The sequence below is a fragment of the Paracoccus sp. TOH genome, assembly GCF_030388245.1.
Classification (GTDB): Bacteria; Pseudomonadota; Alphaproteobacteria; order Rhodobacterales; family Rhodobacteraceae; genus Paracoccus; species Paracoccus simplex.
This window is the reverse complement of record NZ_CP098360.1, coordinates 612,528-627,252: the sequence shown is the minus strand read 5'-3', so window position 1 is coordinate 627,252 and position 14,725 is coordinate 612,528. Positions and strand designations below refer to the sequence as shown.

Sequence of the window (14,725 nt, the reverse complement as noted above, 5' to 3'; positions counted from 1 at the left end):
ATTCCATGCACGACACGGCCGGGGCGGCGCGGGCGCTGCTGGCGCCGGAATGGCCGGGGCTGCGGCGGGCGGCGCTGCTGTCGGCGGCTGCGGGACTGTTGTGGCTGCCGATGGCCTGGTGCGCGGCCCTGGCGCTGGCCGAGCTGATCGGCGGTGCGCCGGCGCTGCCGCCCCTGGCCGGGCTGCTGGGCCTGGGTAGCCTGCGGGCGCTGCTAGAGCGCGCTGCCGGGCGCCGCGCGGAAGGGCTGGGACTGGCGGCGGTCTCGCGCCTGCGCCGCCGGCTGCTGGGCGCGGTGGCGGTGGCGGCGCGGGTGCCGCGCGCCGGAGCCTTCGCGGCGCTGGCCGGCGACCAGGCGGCGCTGCTGCGGCCCTTTGCCACCCGCCACGCGGCGGCGCGGCTGCGGGTCGCGGTCCTGCCCGCCGCGATCCTGGCCTGCGCCTTTGCCGTTTCCTGGGCGGCGGGGCTGATCCTGTTGCTGGCCGGGCCGGCGATCCCGCTGTTCATGGCGCTGATCGGCCATGCCGCCGGCCGCGCCAGCCGCGCGCAACTGGACGGCATGGCCGACATGGGCGCGCTTCTGGCCGACCGGGTCGGGGCCTTGCCGGATATTCGCCTGCTGGGCGCTTCGCCGGCGCTGGCCGGGGATTTCGCCCGCGCGGCCGAGGAATTGCGGCGCGCCACGATGCGGGTGCTGGGCATCGCCTTTCTCAGCTCGACCGTGCTGGAACTGTTCGCGGCGCTGGGGATCGCCATGATGGCGGTGTTCTGCGGCTTCTCGCTGCTGGGCGGGATCGGCTTCGGCACCTGGGGCGGGCCGCTGACTGTCACCCAGGCGTTGTTCCTGTTGCTGATCGCGCCGGAATTCTTCCAGCCGCTGCGCGATCTGGCGGCGGCCTGGCACGACCGGGCCGCGGCCGATGCGGCGGCGCAGGCGCTGGCGGCCGAGCTGCGCGCGCGGCCGGCGATTGCCGGGCAGGGCGCGCCGGCGCGGCCTCTGGGCGCGGCGGCGGTCGCCTGGCGCGGCCTGTCCGGCCGTGGCATCAGCTTTGCCGATCTGGCGCTGCCCGCCGGCGCGGCGCTGGCCGTGACCGGCCCGAGCGGCGCCGGCAAGACCACCCTGCTGCGCCTGCTCGCCGGGCTGGAGTGGCCGGGGCAGGGCGAGATCCTGCTGGACGGCGCGGCCCTGGCCGAGGCCAATGCCGATGCCTGGCGCGCCGGGCTGGGCTGGATGCCGCAGGCGGTGCATTTCCTTGACGACACGCTGGAGGCCAATCTGCGCATGGGTCGCGGCGGCGATCTGGCCCCGGCCCTGCGCATGGCGGCCGCCTTGGATCTGGTGGCGCGGCTGCCGCAGGGCCTGGCCACGCGGCTGGGCGAGCGCGGCGCCGGGCTTTCGGGCGGCGAGGCGCGGCGGCTGACCCTGGCGCGCGCGCTGCATGGCGGCCCGGCGCTGATCCTGGCCGACGAGCCGACGGCCGATCTGGACGCGGCGACGGCGGCGCAGGTCACGCGCGGCTTGCTGGCCGCGCATCGCGCCGGGGCCGGGCTGATCGTGGCGACGCATGACCCGGCGCTGGTCGCCGCCCTCGGCCGCGAATACCGGATCGGGGGCCGGTGATGCGGCGGGTCTGGCGGGTCATGGCGGCGGAAGGCGGCATGGGCCGGGCCCTGGCGCTGGCGGCGCTGGTGCTGCTGGCGGGCTGGGGCCTGCTGGCCCTGTCCGGCTGGTTCATCGCCGCCACAGCCATCGCCGGGCTGGCGGGGGCCGGGGCGGTCTTCGACGTGTTCCGCCCGGCGGCCTCGGTGCGCGGGCTGGCGCTGCTGCGCACCGCCGCCCGCTATGGCGAACGGATGCTGGGCCATGACGCGACGCTGCGCGCCGTGGCTGGGCTGCGCGGTGCCGTGCTGGCGGGCCTGGCCGCCGAGCCTTGGAGCCGGCTGCAGAAGCTGCGGCGGGGGCCGGCGCTGGCGCGGGTGGTGGCCGATACCGATGCGCTGGACGGGCTGCCGCTGCGGCTGGTGCTGCCCGGCATCGCGGGGCTGGCAGTGCTGGCGCTGGCGGCCGGGCTGATCGGCTGGCTGGCGGGTTGGCAGATGGCGGTCTGGGTCTGTGGGGCGCATCTGCTGGCGGCGCTGGCGGCCGGCGCCTGGGGGTTGCGCCGTTCCTCTGGCCTGGCGCGCGCCGCCGCCGCGGCCGAGCGCGATTTCAGCAGCCATGCCCTGGATCTGGTCGCGGCGCGGGACGATCTGGCGATGCATGGCCGGCTGCCCGCGCAGACGGCACTGGCCATGGCGGCCGAGGCGCGGGCGGCGGGGCTGGCCGGTGCCCTGGACGCGGCCGAGCGCGACGTCGCCCTGATGCTGGACCTGGCGCGCATCGCCGCCATGGCGGGCAGCCTGGGCCTGGGCGCCGCCGGCATCGAGGCCGGCCTGTTCGGTCCAGCCATCGCCGCCCTGAGCTTCTTTGCCGCCATGGCCCTGGGCGAGGTCGTCGCGCCGCTGTGCCGCGCCGTCGCGGATTGGGGCCGGATCGGCGATGCGGCGGATCGCGTCGCGCCGATGCTGGGCCGGGCCATGCCCGCCCCTGCCGCTGCCGTCCCGGCCCTGCCCCTGCAGGTGGGCGAGGTGGTGCTGGGGCCGGGCCAGATCCTGGGCCTTTGCGGTCCCAGCGGCAGCGGCAAGTCCACCCTGCTGGCGCAGATCGCCGGGCTGGTCCCGCCCGGCGACACCGCCATCGCCCTGGCCGGCCGGCCGGTCTCGGACTGGACGGAAGCCGCGCTGCGCGCCGTGCTGGTCATGGTCCCGCAGCGCAGCGCGCTGATCGCCGGCACGCTGCGCGAGAACCTGGCGCTGGCCGCCCCGGATGCCGATGACGACGCCTTGCACGAGATCCTGCGGGCCATGCGGCTGGACCGGCTGCGCGGCGGGCTCGACCTGCGGTTGGGCGATGGCGGCGCCGGGCTGTCGGGCGGGGAGGCGCGCCGCCTTGCCCTGGCCCGCGCGCTGCTGCGCAAGACGCCGATCCTGCTGCTGGACGAGCCGACCGAGGGCCTGGACGAGGGGACCGCGCGCCAGGTCATGGCCGAAATCCTGCAGCGAAGCCGCGATGTTGCGCTGGTGATTGCGTCACATCGTCCCTCGGACCTGAAACAGGCTGCATTTATTCGAAGTTTCGTATAGGCTTTCCCCTGCGCACAGGAGAGAGAGCCATGGACTTTGGTGTCGTCGAGCTATCGCGCCTGCAATTCGCTGCAACGGCGTTGTTTCACTTTCTGTTCGTTCCCCTGACGCTGGGGCTGGCGGTGGTCGTCGCCATCATGGAGACGGTCTATGTCATGACCGAGCGGCCGATCTGGCGGCAGATGACCAAGTTCTGGGGCCTGCTGTTCGGCATCAACTTCGCGCTGGGCGTGGCGACCGGCATCACCATGGAATTCCAGTTCGGCATGAACTGGGCCTATTATTCGCATTACGTCGGCGACATCTTCGGTGCGCCGCTGGCCATCGAGGGGCTGATGGCCTTCTTCCTGGAAGCGACCTTCGTCGGGCTGTGGTTTTTCGGCTGGGACCGGCTGAGCCGGCGCCAGCACCTGGTCGTGGGCTGGCTGGTGGCGCTTGGCTCGAACTTCTCGGCGCTGTGGATCCTGATCGCGAACGGCTGGATGCAGTTCCCGGTGGGCGCGCAGTTCAACCCGATCACCATGCGCATGGAGCTGGTCAGCTTCTTCGAGGTGATGTTCAACCCGGTGGCGCAGGCGAAATTCGTCCATACCGTCAGCGCGGGCTATGTCACCGCCTCGGTCTTCGTGCTGGGCGTCTCGGCCTGGTACCTGCTCGGCGGGCGCCATGTCGAACTGGCGCGGCGGTCGATCGCGGTGGCCTCGGCCTTCGGGCTGGCCTCGGCGCTGTCGGTCGTGGTGCTGGGCGACGAGTCGGGCTATGACGCCGGCGAGAACCAGAAGATGAAGATGGCCGCCATCGAGGCCATGTGGGAGACCGAGCCGGCCCCGGCCAGCTTCACCCTGCTGGGCTGGCCCGACCAGCAGGCGCGCGAGACGAAATGGGCGATCCACATTCCCTATGTCATGGGCCTGATCGGCACCCGCTCGCTGACCGAGGAGATCAAGGGCATCGACCAGCTGGAGGCCGAGGCCAGAACCCGGGTCGAGAACGGCATCCGCGCCTATGACCTGATGATGCAGATCCAGGCGCAGCGCGGCGCCGACGTCGATCCGGCGCTGATCGCCGCCTTTCGCGAACATGAACACGACCTGGGCCATGCCCTGCTGCTCAAGCGCTATGTCGAGGATCCGCGCCAGGCCACGGCCGAACAGATCGCCCGGGCGGCGGCCGATACCGTGCCGACGGTGTGGCCGATCTTCTGGGCCTTCCGGATCATGGTCGGGCTGGGCTTCGGCTTCATCGCCCTGATGGGCTATTTCTTCTGGCGCGCCTCGTTCCGGCGCATGCGCTTCCCGCGCTGGGCGCTGCGGCTGGCGGTCCTTGTCATTCCCGCGCCCTGGATCGCGGCCGAGCTGGGCTGGATCGTCGCCGAATTCGGCCGCCAGCCCTGGACGGTGGCGGATGTGCTGCCGACGGCGCTGTCGGTCAGCCATCTTTCGGTGGCCGAGGTGGCGCTGACCCTGGCCGGCTTCTGCCTGCTCTACACGGCGCTGTTCGTGGTCGAGATCGGGTTGATGCTGAAATTCATCCGCCAGGGCCCGCATGAGGATGTCGAACTGACGCAGGAATGGATGGCCAGCCACCGGCAAAGGCTGGCGGGCCGGCCGGAGGTGAGGTCATGATCCTGTTCGAGCTGATCCCCTTCGAGGTGCTGCGGCTGATCTGGTGGGTGCTGCTGGGCGTGCTGCTGATCGCCTTCGCGCTGACCGACGGTTTCGACATGGGCACCGGCGCGCTGCTGCCTTTCGTCGCCCGCACGGATGCCGAGCGGCGGGTGGTCATCAACACCGTCGGCCCGGTCTGGGAGGGTAACCAGGTCTGGTTCATCCTGGGCGGCGGCGCGATCTTCGCCGCCTGGCCGCCGCTCTATGCCGTCAGTTTCTCGGGCTTCTACCTGGCGATGTTCTTGATCCTCGCGGCGCTGATCCTGCGCCCGGTCGGCTTCAAGTATCGCAGCAAGCGCGACGATCCGCGCTGGCGCGCCATGTGGGACTGGGCGCTGTTCATCGGCGGCACGGTGCCGGCGCTGCTGTTCGGGGTGGCGGTCGGCAATGTGCTGCTGGGCGTGCCCTTCCACCTGACCCCCGACCTGATGCCGATCTATGAGGGCGGGCTGTTCGGCAAGCTGTTCGGGCTGCTGCGGCCCTTTGCCCTGCTTTGCGGGCTGGTGTCGCTGGCGATGCTGGTCATGCACGGCGCCGGCTGGCTGGTGCTGAAAACCGGCGACGCGGTGCAGGCCCGCGCCCGCCGCTATGGCCGGGCGGCGGCGCTGGTCGTGCTGGCGGGCTATGCGCTGGCCGGTCTGTGGCTGGCCTTCGGCATCGAGGGCTATGCCTTCGTCGCGCCGCCCGATCCGAACGGCCCTTCGAACCCGCTGATCAACGAGGTCGCCCGCTCGGGCAGCTGGCTTGCGGCCTATGCGGCGCGGCCCTGGATCGCCGTCGCGCCGGTCATGGGCTTCCTGGGCACCTTCATGGCCTGGCGGGCGCTGTCCGGGCGCGGCGAGCTTTCGCCGCTGCTCTGGTCGAACCTGGCGATCTTCGGGATGATTTCCTCGGTGGGGCTGGTGATGTTTCCCTTCATCCTGCCCTCGAACACCGAACCGAACAGCTCGCTTTCGGTCTGGGACGCCTCGTCCTCGCAGCAGACGCTGTTCGTGATGCTGGTCTGCGGCGCGATCTTCCTGCCGCTGATCCTGGCCTATACGGCCTGGGTCTATCGCGTGCTCTGGGGCAAGGTGACGCCCGAGGACGTCGAGGACCCGGACCGCCACGCCTATTGAACGGAGCTTTGCATGTGGTATTTCGCCTGGATCCTGGGACTGCCGCTGGCCGCCGGCTTCGCGGTGCTGAACGCCATGTGGCTGGAACTGGACGAGGATCGCCGCCTGCTGGCCGAGCCGGGGGAACCGGACGGCCCCACGCAGCGCCCCGCGGACGGCAGCGCCTGAGGGGCTTGCGCCGCCGCCGGGAATGGGCTTCACCTGCGGCCATGACCCGGTTCCGCTTCGCCCCGATCCCCGCCTCGCTGCCGTCCGTGGTGCCCTTCACCGGGCCCGAAACGCTCGAGCGGCGCAGCGGCATCCCCTTCCGGGCGCGGCTGGGCGCCAACGAGAACGGCTTCGGCCCCTCGCCGCGCGCGGTCGAGGCGATGATCCGCGCCACGGGCGGGATCTGGAAATACGGCGACCCGGACAGCCACGATCTGCGCCACGCGCTGGCCGCCCGCCATGGCGTCGCGCCGGAAAACGTCATGGTGGGCGAGGGCATCGACGGGCTTCTGGGTCTGCTGGTGCGGCTGATGGTGGCGCCGGGCGAGGTGGTGGTGACCTCGGACGGCGCCTATCCGACCTTCAACTACCATGTCGCGGGCTTCGGCGGCCGGCTGGTGAAGGTGGCCTATCGCGGCGATGCCGAGGATCCGCAGGCACTGGCCGCCGCTGCGCATCGCCACGGCGCGCGGCTGGTCTATCTGGCCAATCCCGACAACCCCATGGGCAGCTGGCATCCCGGCCGCCGCATCGAGGCAATGCTGGACGACCTGCCCGAAACCGCCCTTCTGGTGCTGGACGAGGCCTATGCCGAATTCGCCCCCGACGAGGCGATCCCGGCCATCGGCCCCGAGGACGCGCGGGTAATCCGTTTCCGCACCTTCTCCAAGGCCTATGCCATGGCCGGCGCCCGGGTGGGCTATGCCATCGGCCCGGCCGAGCTGATCGCCGGCTTCGACCGCATCCGCAACCATTTCGGCATGAACCGCGCGGCGCAGATCGGCGCGCTGGCGGCGCTGGAGGATCGCGACTGGCTGGCGCATGTCCGCGCCGAGGTCGCCGCCGCCCGCGACCGCATCGCCGGCATCGGCCGGTCGAACGGGTTGGATGCCCTGCCTTCGGCGACGAATTTCGTCGCCCTCGACACGCATCGCGACGGCGCCTTCGCCGGCGCCCTGCTGCGGGCGCTGGCGGAACGCGGCGTCTTCGTGCGCATGCCGGGCGTGGCGCCGCTGGATCGCTGCATCCGCGTCTCCTGCGCACCCGAGCCGGAACTCGCCGCCTTCGCCGAGGCGCTGCCCGGCGCGCTTCGGGCGCTGGCCTGACCGCTTCTTCGTCGTCCCAATACCCAGGCGGCCGCGCCACCGGCGCAGGTCAGTCCAAGGGCAGCGCCGTGGTCGCCTTCAGCTCCTCCATCGAGAGCAGCGCGGTGACGTTGTGGATCCGCACCTCCGAGATCAGCGCCTGATAGAAGCGGTCATAGGCCCGCGCGTTGCGCACCCGCACCTTCAGGATATAGTCGATGTCGCCGGCCAGCCGGTGCGCCTCGATCACCTCGGGCCGGGCGCGCACGGCGGCCAGGAAGCGGCGCGCCCAGTCCGGATCGTGTTCGCTGGTGCGGATCAGCACGAAGAAGCAGGCGTCCAGCCCCAGCGAATCGGGATCCAGCAATGCCACCTGGCCGCGGATCACCCCCGCCTCGCGCAGCTTGCGAATCCGGTTCCAGACCGGGGTCTTCGAGGCCCCCACGCGCGTCGCGATGTCGTCGAGCGACAGCGTTGCGTCCTCTTGCAGCAGGGACAGGATTTTGCGGTCGGTATCGTCCAGCCGGATGGGTGTTTGTCGGTCGTCGCTCATCCTGAAATCCCGTCCTTGGTGTCTGCCGTATCTGCAGGATATGTTTCTTATTTTTCCGCCCCACTCGTCAATATGGGGGAATTTTTTCTATATATAGAGCACGGAAAACGAAAGGCACAGCCATGTCCAAGGGCTTCATCCCATCCCCCGCGACCCCCGGCGTCATCACGGCGAATGACCTGCGCATGGGCCATTGCGTGTGGATGCGTGACGGCCAGTGGACCGCCGACCCGCGCGAGGCCGAGCTGTTCGAGGACGAGGCCATCGCCGAGCTGGCGCTGCTCGACGCGACCTCCCAGGCCCATCTTGTCGTCGGCCCCTATCTGATCGAAGCGAAGCGCGGCGCCGACGGCCGCCCCGAGCCGGCCCATTTCCGCGAGGCGTTCCGCCGCAGCGGCCCGACCCACCGCCATTTCGAGCAAGCCGCATTCGAGGCCAGCAATGTTTGACGCGCGTCCCCAGCACAATGACCAGCATCGCGAATACCTGCGCCACCGCGCCCAGCAGTTCCGCCAGCAGGTCGAACGCCGCCTGGACGGCAGCCTGACCGAAGAGGAATTCCGGCCGCTGCGGCTGAAGAACGGCGTCTATCTGCAGCTGCATTCCTATATGTACCGGGTGGCGATCCCCTATGGCGCTCTGACCCCGGACCAGCTGCGCATGCTGGGCCATGTGGCCGAGCGCTGGGACCGCGGCTATGGCCATTTCACCACCCGCACCAACATCCAGTTCCACTGGCACAAGCTGGTCGATATCCCGGATTCGATGGATGCGCTGAACTCGGTCGGCATCCACAGCATCCAGACCTCGGGCAACACCATCCGCAACGTCAATGCCGACGCCTTCGCCGGCGCCGCCGATGACGAGCTGGAGGATCCGCGCCCCTGGGCCGAGCTGATCCGCATCTGGTCCACCGACCATGCCGAGTTCCAGTTCCTGCCGCGCAAGTTCAAGATCTCGGTCTCGGCCGGCAAGCAGGACCGCTCGGCGGTCTCGGCCTATGACATCGGGTTGCGCATCGTCGAGCAGGACGGCGCGCGCGGCTTCCAGGTCTGGATCGGCGGCGGTCTGGGCCGCACGCCCTATCTGGGCCAGGTGGTGCGCGAGTTCCTGCCGCAGGCGGACCTGCTGCCCTATCTGGAAGCGATCCTGTCGGTCTATAACCTGACCGGCCGGCGCGACAACAAGTGGAAGGCCCGGATCAAGATCACCGTGGCCGAGCGCGGGCTCGACACCATGCGGGCCGATATCGAGGCCGAATTCCTGCGCCGCCGCAAGCAGTTCTCGGGTCTCGACCAGGAGATCGTGAGCGGGCTGCGCGAGCGGTTCGCCCCGCCCGCCTTCCTGGACGCCCCGGTCGAGGGCTACGAGGCCGAGCGCGCGGCGAACGGCGCTTTCCGGTCCTGGACCGATACCAACCTGCACCCGCACCGCATTCCCGTTTATGCCAGCGCCATCGTCACCCTGAAGGCGCCGGGCGCCACGCCGGGCGACATGACCGCCGACCAGATGCGGCTGGTCGCCGACCTGGCCGAGCGGCTGGCGCATGGCGACATCCGGGTGAACCACGACCAGAACCTGGTGCTGCCGCATGTGCGCAAGGCCGACCTGCCCGAGCTTTATGCCGCGCTGCGCGGGGCCGGGCTCGCCACGGCGAATTTCGGCAAGATCACCGACATCATCTCTTGCCCCGGGATGGACTATTGCACGCTGGCCACCGCGCGCTCGATCCCGATCGCGCAGGACATCGCCGCGCATTTCCGCGCCCGCGGGCTCGAGGACGAGATCGGCGAGATGAAGATCCGCATCTCGGGCTGCATCAATGCCTGCGGCCACCACCATCTGGGCCATATCGGCATCCTGGGCCTGGACCGGGCCGGGGTGGAGAACTACCAGATCACGCTGGGCGGCGACGGCTACGAGATCCCGACGCTGGGCCAGCGCGCCGGCGCCGGCTTCCCGGCGGAGGAGGTGGTGCCGGCCATCGACCGGCTGGTCGATGCCTATCTGGAACTGCGCGAATCGCCCGAAGAGCGCTTCATCGACGCCTATCGCCGGTTGGGAGTGGCTCCGTTCAAGGCGGCGCTGTATCCGGCCGATGCTTGATCAGACGCTGGATGCCCGCGCGGCGCGGCTGAACGACCGCTATCGCCACCACGCCGCGACCGAGGTGCTGCGGCGGGCCCTGAACGATCCCGACCTGGGCTCGACCACGCTGGTCTCGAGCTTCGGGGCGGAATCGGTGGTGCTGCTGCACATGGTCTCGGTGGTGGCGCCGGGAACGCCGGTGCTGTTCATCGACACGATGATGCTGTTCCAGGAGACGCTGGACTATCAGCTCGAGGTCACGCGCAAGCTGGGCCTGACCGATGTGCGGGTGATCCGCGCCACCGAGCGCGAGGTGGCGCTGAACGACCCGGACGGCACGTTGCACCAGTTCAACACCGACGCCTGCTGCGATTTCCGCAAGACGGTTCCGCTGGAGCGCGAGCTGTCGAAATTCGACGCCTGGATCACCGGCCGCAAGCGCTTCCAGGGCGGCGAGCGCCAGCAGCTGGAATTCTTCGAATCCGAGCCGCCGTCGCGGCTGCGCATCAACCCGCTGGCGCATTGGCGCCCGCAGGATGTCCAGGACTACATGGCCGAGAACAACCTGCCGCGCCACCCGCTGGTCGCCAAGGGTTATGCCTCGATCGGCTGCGCGCCCTGCACCTCGCCCATCAAGCCGGGCGAGGATCCGCGTGCCGGCCGCTGGCGCGGCAGCCAGAAGACCGAATGCGGCATCCATTTCATCGGCGGGCGCATGGTCCGCACAGGAGCGAATGCATGAGCGATTTCTTCCTTGTCCGCGATGACGGCTTCCACCCCGACGACGGGGCCGAGCCGGTCATCCTGGCGCCGGATACCGATCCCGCCACCCTGGGCGACCATCTGGAGCACGAGCTGCTGGCCATCGACTTTCCCGCGATGACCGACGGGCGCGGCTTCTCGCTGGCCCGGCTGCTGCGCGACCGCGGCTACAAGGGCCGGCTGCGCGCCGTGGGCAAGCTGATCTCGGACCAATATGCCATGGCCCGCCGCGTCGGCTTCGACGAGGTGCGCATCCCCGCCGCCCTGGCCGAGCGCCAGCCGCAGGAGCAGTGGCTGTTCCGCGCCGACTGGCAGGACTGGGACCATCGGTCGCGGCTTGCCGGCTGAAACTTGGGGTTTCGCCCCCTTCTTGCATGGATTAGATATTCGGGACCCCGAACATGACGCTGGATCTTTCTGTGGACATTGCCGCCAAACCCGCCAAGACGCTGCCCGATGCGCAGACCGTGACCTCGGTCCGGCATTGGACCGACCGGCTGTTCTCGTTCCGCGTGACGCGCCCGGCCAGCCTGCGGTTCCGCTCGGGCGAGTTCGTGATGATCGGCCTGCCCGACGACAACGGCAAGCCGATCCTGCGCGCCTATTCCATCGCTTCGCCCAACTGGGACGAGGAACTGGAATTCTATTCGATCAAGGTGCCGGACGGGCCGCTGACCTCGCGGCTGCAGAACATCCAGCCGGGCGACCAGATCATCCTGCGCCCGAAGCCGGTGGGCACGCTGGTTCTGGACGCGCTTCTGCCCGGCAAGCGCATGTGGTTCCTGGCCACCGGCACCGGCATCGCGCCCTTTGCCAGCCTGATGCGCGACCCCGAGACCTATGAGCGTTACGAGCAGGTGGTGATGATGCATACCTGCCGCACCGCCGACGAGCTGGCCTATGGCCGCGAACTGGTCGAGAACCTGCGCCACGACCCGCTGCTGGGCGAGCTTTACGGCGAGGAATTCGCCAGCCGGCTGCTTTACTACCCGACCACCACGCGCGAGGAATCGCCCCTCATGGGCCGGATCACCGACAACCTGACCTCGGGCAAGGTGTTCGCCGACCTGAACCTGCCGGCCATGGATGCGGCAAATGACCGCGCCATGATCTGCGGCAGCCTGGCCTTCAACACGGATGTGAAGGCGGTGCTGGAAGGCTTCGGCCTGCGCGAGGGCGCCAACAGCGATCCCAAGGAATTCGTGGTCGAAAAGGCCTTCGTCGGCGACGGGATCTGAGGCTGCTGCCGGGGGTTTCACACCCCCGGACCCCCTGGGGTATTTGCGAAACGGTGAAAGCCCGGCGTTGACAGTCCGCCGGGCGACGCCCATGTTCCGGCGCCGAATCAAGCGAAGGAATTTTCATGCCCGTCGTCGTCGTTGAATCTCCGGCCAAGGCCAAAACGATCAACAAATACCTGGGCGACGACTATACGGTTCTGGCCTCGTTCGGGCATGTGCGCGACCTGCCGCCCAAGGATGGCAGCGTCGATCCCGAGGCGGATTTCGCCATGAAATGGGAAGTCGCCTCGGATTCCAGAAAGCACGTCAAGGCGATCAAGGATGCGCTGGCCGCCGACCCGAACCTGATCCTGGCCACCGACCCCGACCGCGAGGGCGAAGCGATCTCCTGGCATCTGCTGGAGACCTTGGCGCCGGCGCTGAAGAAGGGCGCCGAGGTCAGCCGCGTCACCTTCAACGCCATCACCAAATCGGCGGTGACCGAGGCGATGGCCAATCCGCGCCAGATCGACCAGCCGCTGGTCGACGCCTATCTGGCCCGCCGGGCGCTGGACTATCTGGTCGGCTTCAACCTGTCGCCGGTGCTGTGGCGCAAGCTGCCCGGCGCCAAGTCTGCCGGCCGGGTGCAGTCGGTCGCCTTGCGCATCATCGTCGACCGCGAGATGGAGATCGAGGCCTTCAAGGCCCGCGAATACTGGTCGGTCCACGCCCGGCTGGCGACGCCGCGCGGTGACGAATACGACGCGGCCATGACCGTGTTCGGCGGCAAGAAGCTGGAACGCTTCGACATCGCCACCGCGGAGCAGGCAAAGCTGGCCGTGGCGGCGATCACCTCGCGCGACCTCAGGGTCGCCTCGGTCGCCGCCAAGCCGGCAAGCCGCAACCCCTGGCCGCCCTTCATGACCTCGACCCTGCAGCAGGAGGCCAGCCGCAAGCTGGGCCTTGGGGCGCGGGCCTGCATGTCGGCGGCGCAGCGGCTCTACGAGGCGGGCTACATCACCTATATGCGGACCGACGGCATCGACATGGCCCCCGAGGCGGTGATGGCGGCCCGCGACGCGATCAAGGCGCGGTTCGGGGCGGAATACCTGCCCAAGTCGCCGCGCATGTACAAGAACAAGGCCAAGAACGCGCAGGAAGCGCATGAATGCATCCGACCGACCGACATGATGCTGTCGCCGGACCGGCTGCCGGTTTCGGACAAGGACCAGAAGGCGCTTTACGACCTGATCTGGAAGCGGACCCTGGCCAGCCAGATGGAATCCGCCCGGATGGAGCGCACCACGGTCGAGCTCGCCTCGGCCGACGGCCAGGTGGGCTTGCGCGCCAATGGCCAGGTGATGCTGTTCGACGGTTTCCTGCGGGTCTACGACCAGGGCCGCGACGACGAGGAGGACGAGGACAGCCGCCGCCTGCCGCTGATTCACGAAGGCGAGGCGGCCGAGAAGCGCGCCGTCACCCCCGAACAGCATTTCACCCAGGCCCCGCCCCGTTATACCGAGGCGACGCTGGTCAAGCGCATGGAAGAGCTGGGGATCGGCCGGCCCTCGACCTATGCCTCGATCATCGGCACGATCCAGGACCGCGACTATGTCCGCAAGGAGCAGAACCGCCTGATCCCCGAGGACAAGGGCCGGCTGGTCACCATCTTCCTGCAGAAATACTTCCCGCGCTATGTCAGCTACGATTTCACCGCCAATCTGGAAGGGGAACTCGACGACATCTCCTCGGGCGAGCGCGCCTATCGCGAAGTGCTGCGCCGGTTCTGGCGGGATTTCAGCATAGCGCTGGAGGGCACCAGCGAGTTGCGCATCACCGAGGTGCTGGAGGCGATCGACGAGGCCCTGGCGCCGCATCTCTATCCGCCGCGGCCCGACGGTTCGGACCCGCGCGAATGCCCGCTGTGTCACAAGGGGCGGCTGCATCTGAAGACGGCGCGTTCGGGCGGGGCCTTCATCGGCTGCTCGACCTATCCCGATTGCCGCTTTACCCGGCCGATTTCCTCGCCCGATGCCGAGGTGGTGGGCGACACCGTGCTGGGCGTCGACCAGGGCGACGAGATCAGCCTGAAGAACGGCCGCTTCGGCCCCTATGTCCAGCGCGGCGAGGCGACGGCCGAACAGCCGAAGCCGCCGCGCGCCTCGATCCCCAAGGGTTGGGAGCTGGCCTCGGTCGATCTGGAACGGGCGCTGGCGCTCTTGGCGCTGCCGCGCGAAATCGGCCCGCATCCCGAGGACGGCGTGCCGGTCGAGGCCGGCATCGGCCGCTACGGCCCCTATGTGAAGCATGGCGCGAAATACGCCAACCTGCCGGATGTGGACGAGGTCTTCACCATCGGCATGAACCGCGCGGTCGAGGTGCTGGCCTCGAAACAGGTGCGCGGCAGGGCGGCTGCCGCCGCGCCGCTGGCGGAGCTGGGCGAGCATCCGGACGGCGGTCCGGTGCAGGTGATGAGCGGTCGCTACGGGCCTTATGTCAAATGGGGCAAGGTCAATGCGACGCTGCCCCGCGACCTGGAGCCCGGCGCGGTGACGCTGGAGCGCGCCCTGGAGCTGATCGCCGAGAAAGCCGCGAAAACCGGCAAGAAACCGGCGAAGAAGCCGGCGGCGAAGAAGCCCGCCGAAAAGAAGACGGCCGCCAAGAAGCCGGCGGCGGCCAAGGCGAAGAAGGCCGGGTGAGGCGCCCGGCCGCGCGGTCGGAATCTGGGTATTTGGGAAACGGTGAAACGCGCGGCTGCGCTGAAAATCAGGCGCTGCGCGTTTCACCGTTTCATAAATACCCATGAAGCAACCGGGACGCCGGCGCGACGCCGCGGCTTTCGCG

13 protein-coding genes are annotated in these 14,725 nt (G+C 69.5%); 12 read left to right on the top strand and 1 reads right to left on the bottom strand.

The features are described from left to right. Positions 1-5 precede the first annotated feature (5 nt). From NBE95_RS03030 to NBE95_RS03005, 6 genes are read left to right on the top strand one after another with little or no spacing between them, the layout of a single operon-like run. A complete protein-coding gene (locus tag NBE95_RS03030; RefSeq protein WP_289894402.1) occupies positions 6-1,619 on the top strand; it encodes an ATP-binding cassette domain-containing protein in 1,614 nt (537 codons plus the stop codon). After that, positions 1,619-3,181, top strand: a complete 1,563-nt coding sequence (locus NBE95_RS03025) for an ATP-binding cassette domain-containing protein (RefSeq protein WP_289894401.1) — start codon at positions 1,619-1,621, stop codon at positions 3,179-3,181. Before NBE95_RS03030 ends, NBE95_RS03025 begins: the two co-directional genes overlap by 1 nt. A 29-nt stretch (positions 3,182-3,210) precedes the next feature. Continuing rightward, positions 3,211-4,806: a cytochrome ubiquinol oxidase subunit I gene (locus tag NBE95_RS03020; RefSeq protein WP_289894400.1), complete on the top strand. Its 1,596-nt coding sequence runs from the start codon at positions 3,211-3,213 to the stop codon at positions 4,804-4,806. Further along, positions 4,803-5,966, top strand: a complete 1,164-nt coding sequence (gene cydB, locus NBE95_RS03015) for a cytochrome d ubiquinol oxidase subunit II (RefSeq protein ID WP_289894399.1) — start codon at positions 4,803-4,805, stop codon at positions 5,964-5,966. Before NBE95_RS03020 ends, cydB begins: the two co-directional genes overlap by 4 nt. Positions 5,967-5,978: 12 nt before the next feature. Further along, positions 5,979-6,134: a cytochrome bd-I oxidase subunit CydX gene (cydX, locus tag NBE95_RS03010; RefSeq protein ID WP_289894398.1), complete on the top strand. Its 156-nt coding sequence runs from the start codon at positions 5,979-5,981 to the stop codon at positions 6,132-6,134. A gap of 41 nt (positions 6,135-6,175) precedes the next feature. After that, complete coding sequence (locus NBE95_RS03005; RefSeq protein WP_289894397.1) at positions 6,176-7,279, top strand: pyridoxal phosphate-dependent aminotransferase; 1,104 nt, start codon at positions 6,176-6,178, stop codon at positions 7,277-7,279. A gap of 49 nt (positions 7,280-7,328) precedes the next feature. Here the strand turns inward: NBE95_RS03005 and NBE95_RS03000 are convergent, their stop codons facing one another. Continuing rightward, positions 7,329-7,811: an Lrp/AsnC family transcriptional regulator gene (locus NBE95_RS03000; RefSeq protein WP_289894396.1), complete on the bottom strand. Its 483-nt coding sequence runs from the start codon at positions 7,809-7,811 to the stop codon at positions 7,329-7,331. 122 nt (positions 7,812-7,933) lie between these two features. On the opposite strand from NBE95_RS03000, the gene NBE95_RS02995 reads away from it, so the two are divergent. The 6 genes from NBE95_RS02995 to topA all read left to right on the top strand — a co-directional run bounded on the left by NBE95_RS02995 (position 7,934) and on the right by topA (position 14,580). Continuing rightward, positions 7,934-8,260: a DUF2849 domain-containing protein gene (locus NBE95_RS02995; RefSeq protein WP_289894395.1), complete on the top strand. Its 327-nt coding sequence runs from the start codon at positions 7,934-7,936 to the stop codon at positions 8,258-8,260. Next, entirely contained in the window at positions 8,253-9,917 is a 1,665-nt protein-coding gene (locus NBE95_RS02990; RefSeq protein WP_289894394.1) for a nitrite/sulfite reductase, read from the top strand. The genes NBE95_RS02995 and NBE95_RS02990 overlap by 8 nt, the downstream gene beginning before the upstream one ends. Further along, complete coding sequence (locus NBE95_RS02985) at positions 9,910-10,641, top strand: phosphoadenylyl-sulfate reductase (protein WP_289894393.1); 732 nt, start codon at positions 9,910-9,912, stop codon at positions 10,639-10,641. Before NBE95_RS02990 ends, NBE95_RS02985 begins: the two co-directional genes overlap by 8 nt. Continuing rightward, positions 10,638-11,009 (top strand): DUF934 domain-containing protein, encoded by a 372-nt coding sequence (locus tag NBE95_RS02980; RefSeq protein ID WP_289894392.1) that lies wholly within the window; start codon positions 10,638-10,640, stop codon positions 11,007-11,009. The genes NBE95_RS02985 and NBE95_RS02980 overlap by 4 nt, the downstream gene beginning before the upstream one ends. A gap of 53 nt (positions 11,010-11,062) precedes the next feature. Continuing rightward, positions 11,063-11,899, top strand: a complete 837-nt coding sequence (locus NBE95_RS02975) for a ferredoxin--NADP reductase (RefSeq protein ID WP_019352185.1) — start codon at positions 11,063-11,065, stop codon at positions 11,897-11,899. Between the two features lie 125 nt (positions 11,900-12,024). Continuing rightward, entirely contained in the window at positions 12,025-14,580 is a 2,556-nt protein-coding gene (topA, locus tag NBE95_RS02970) for a type I DNA topoisomerase (RefSeq protein WP_289894391.1), read from the top strand. Positions 14,581-14,725 lie beyond the last annotated feature (145 nt).

Bases quoted from the DNA above. Each gene is read 5' to 3' on its own strand.
- NBE95_RS03030 (WP_289894402.1), top strand. From the start codon at position 6: ATGCACGACACGGCCGGGGCGGCGCGGGCGCTGCTGGCGCCGGAATGG.
- NBE95_RS03025 (WP_289894401.1), top strand. From the start codon at position 1,619: ATGCGGCGGGTCTGGCGGGTCATGGCGGCGGAAGGCGGCATGGGCCGG.
- NBE95_RS03020 (WP_289894400.1), top strand. From the start codon at position 3,211: ATGGACTTTGGTGTCGTCGAGCTATCGCGCCTGCAATTCGCTGCAACG.
- cydB (WP_289894399.1), top strand. From the start codon at position 4,803: ATGATCCTGTTCGAGCTGATCCCCTTCGAGGTGCTGCGGCTGATCTGG.
- cydX (WP_289894398.1), top strand. From the start codon at position 5,979: ATGTGGTATTTCGCCTGGATCCTGGGACTGCCGCTGGCCGCCGGCTTC.
- NBE95_RS03005 (WP_289894397.1), top strand. From the start codon at position 6,176: ATGACCCGGTTCCGCTTCGCCCCGATCCCCGCCTCGCTGCCGTCCGTG.
- NBE95_RS03000 (WP_289894396.1), bottom strand. From the start codon at position 7,811: ATGAGCGACGACCGACAAACACCCATCCGGCTGGACGATACCGACCGC.
- NBE95_RS02995 (WP_289894395.1), top strand. From the start codon at position 7,934: ATGTCCAAGGGCTTCATCCCATCCCCCGCGACCCCCGGCGTCATCACG.
- NBE95_RS02990 (WP_289894394.1), top strand. From the start codon at position 8,253: ATGTTTGACGCGCGTCCCCAGCACAATGACCAGCATCGCGAATACCTG.
- NBE95_RS02985 (WP_289894393.1), top strand. From the start codon at position 9,910: ATGCTTGATCAGACGCTGGATGCCCGCGCGGCGCGGCTGAACGACCGC.
- NBE95_RS02980 (WP_289894392.1), top strand. From the start codon at position 10,638: ATGAGCGATTTCTTCCTTGTCCGCGATGACGGCTTCCACCCCGACGAC.
- NBE95_RS02975 (WP_019352185.1), top strand. From the start codon at position 11,063: ATGACGCTGGATCTTTCTGTGGACATTGCCGCCAAACCCGCCAAGACG.
- topA (WP_289894391.1), top strand. From the start codon at position 12,025: ATGCCCGTCGTCGTCGTTGAATCTCCGGCCAAGGCCAAAACGATCAAC.